1 protein-coding gene is annotated in these 2,091 nt (G+C 65.9%); it reads left to right on the top strand.

The annotated features are described in order from the left end of the window. Positions 1-154: 154 nt before the first annotated feature. The coding region (locus AC5RWT_RS36810; protein ID WP_494084530.1) for an excinuclease ABC subunit UvrA at positions 155-2,091 on the top strand (1,937 nt) is incomplete at its 3' end.

Genomic DNA, 2,091 nt, shown 5'->3' with positions numbered 1-2,091 from the left:
CAGAAGGGCCCATATCGGTGGACAGTGCGCGAGACAATCTCGCTCAGCTAGCGGGTGCGCTTGCAATGCCCGGCCACTGCCCGAGATTGTGGTTGCCGCTAGAGTCGGTTTGATGGGTTGTGAACAGAATACTTTCGAACTACCGGCGCTGGACATGTCCACGCTGGCTCCCGACCACACCACAGACGGCTTTGTGCGGGTCCGCGGCGCCCGGGAAAACAACTTGCGCACTGTGGATGTTGACGTGCCTCGCGATGCCATCGTGGCGTTCACCGGCGTCTCCGGCTCAGGCAAGTCGTCCCTGGCCTTCGGCACCATCTATGCCGAAGCCCAGCGCCGGTACTTCGAGTCCGTCGCGCCGTACGCCCGTCGCCTCATCCAGCAGGGCCACAACCCGAAGGTGGAGCAGATTACGGGCCTGCCTCCCGCTGTCGCGCTTCAACAGCGCCGCGGCACGGCCACGGCCCGTTCCACCGTCGGCACTGTCACCACGCTCTCCAACTCCTTGCGAATGCTTTTCTCGCGTGCCGGCACGTATCCGGAGGGTGCCGGTCAGTTGGATTCGGATGCCTTCTCGCCGAACACTGCGGCAGGCGCCTGCCGGGAGTGCCACGGGTTGGGCATCGCCCACACTGTGAGCGAGGCCTCCATGGTTCCCGACCCCTCGCTCAGCATCCGCGACGGCGCCATCGCCGCCTGGCCTGGCGGCTGGCAGGGCAAGAACCTGCGCGACATCCTCACCCATCTGGGGTACGACGTCGAAACCCCCTGGCGGAAGTTACCCAGGAAGGACCGCGACTGGATCCTTTTCACCGAAGAGCAGCCCGTGGTGGAAGTGACGCCGCAACGTGACCGCGTCGCCAAGCCCTACAAGGGCCGCTTCTGGAGCGCCCGGAGCTATGTGCTCCACACCTTGGCTGACTCCAAAAGCACCACCATGCGCGACCGTGTGCTGCGCTTCATGCAGACCGGACCGTGCCCTCGGTGCGGCGGTAGCGGGCTCAGGGCCGATGCCCTGGCCGTAACCTTTGCCGGCAAGACCATCGCCGAGCTCAACCTGATGCCGATGACCGAACTGGCCGAAATAATCCGGCCCACCACGCGGCTCACAGCAGCCGGTACCGCCTCGCGCAAGCAGTCCTCAGGCGAAGGCAACGAAGTGGCCGTCGCCATTACCCGGGACCTGCTGCTGCGGATCACCGTGCTGTTGGATCTGGGACTGGGTTACCTCGCTTTGGGCAGGTCCACCCCCACACTCTCCCCGGGGGAGATGCAGCGCCTCCGGATCGCCACCCAGCTCCGCTCCGGCCTGTTCGGCGTGATTTACGTGCTCGACGAGCCCTCGGCGGGCCTGCACCCGGCCGACGCCGAACCCCTGCTCGCGGTCCTGGACCAACTCAAGTCCTCCGGCAACTCCGTGTTCGTGGTGGAGCACAACATGGATGTGGTACGCCGAGCCGACTGGCTGGTGGATGTGGGTCCGCGCGCCGGTGAAGGAGGAGGCGTGGTGCTCTACAGCGGCCCGGTAGCCGGCCTCGCCAAGGTCCAGGCTTCCGTGACCAGACCGTTCTTGTTCCCTGAGGGTTCCGATGGTTCCGAGGGGGAAACCGAAAGCGGTTCGGCCGCCGACGGTGCCCGGTGCGGTGCCGGCCGGGAAGCGGCGGGCTGGTTGGAGCTGCGGAATATCAGCCGGCATAATCTGCGCAACCTCGATGCGGACTTCCCGCTGGGGGTATTGACCGCGGTCACCGGCGTGTCCGGCTCAGGCAAGTCAACCTTGGTCAGTCAGGTTCTCGCCGAGGTGGTGGGCGCCCGGCTGCATCCGGACACCGACGCTGCAGAGGAACCAGCCCCGGAAAACCAAGGCGTCGCAGCCGGTGCCCCCGCCAAGGCGTTGAGCCCAGGATCCGTCTTCGGGTTGGATCAGCTGGACCGGCTGGTAAAGGTCGACCAAAAGCCGATCGGCCGCACTCCGCGCTCCAACCTTGCAACCTACACGGGACTCTTTGACGCAGTCCGGAAGGAATTCGCCGCCACGGACGAGGCCCGTGCCCGGGGCTTCAACGCCGGACGGTTTTCCTTCAATATGGC

The sequence above is a fragment of the Arthrobacter sp. Dra40 genome (assembly GCF_059091905.1).
This window is presented reverse-complemented; position numbering and strand designations above follow the sequence as displayed.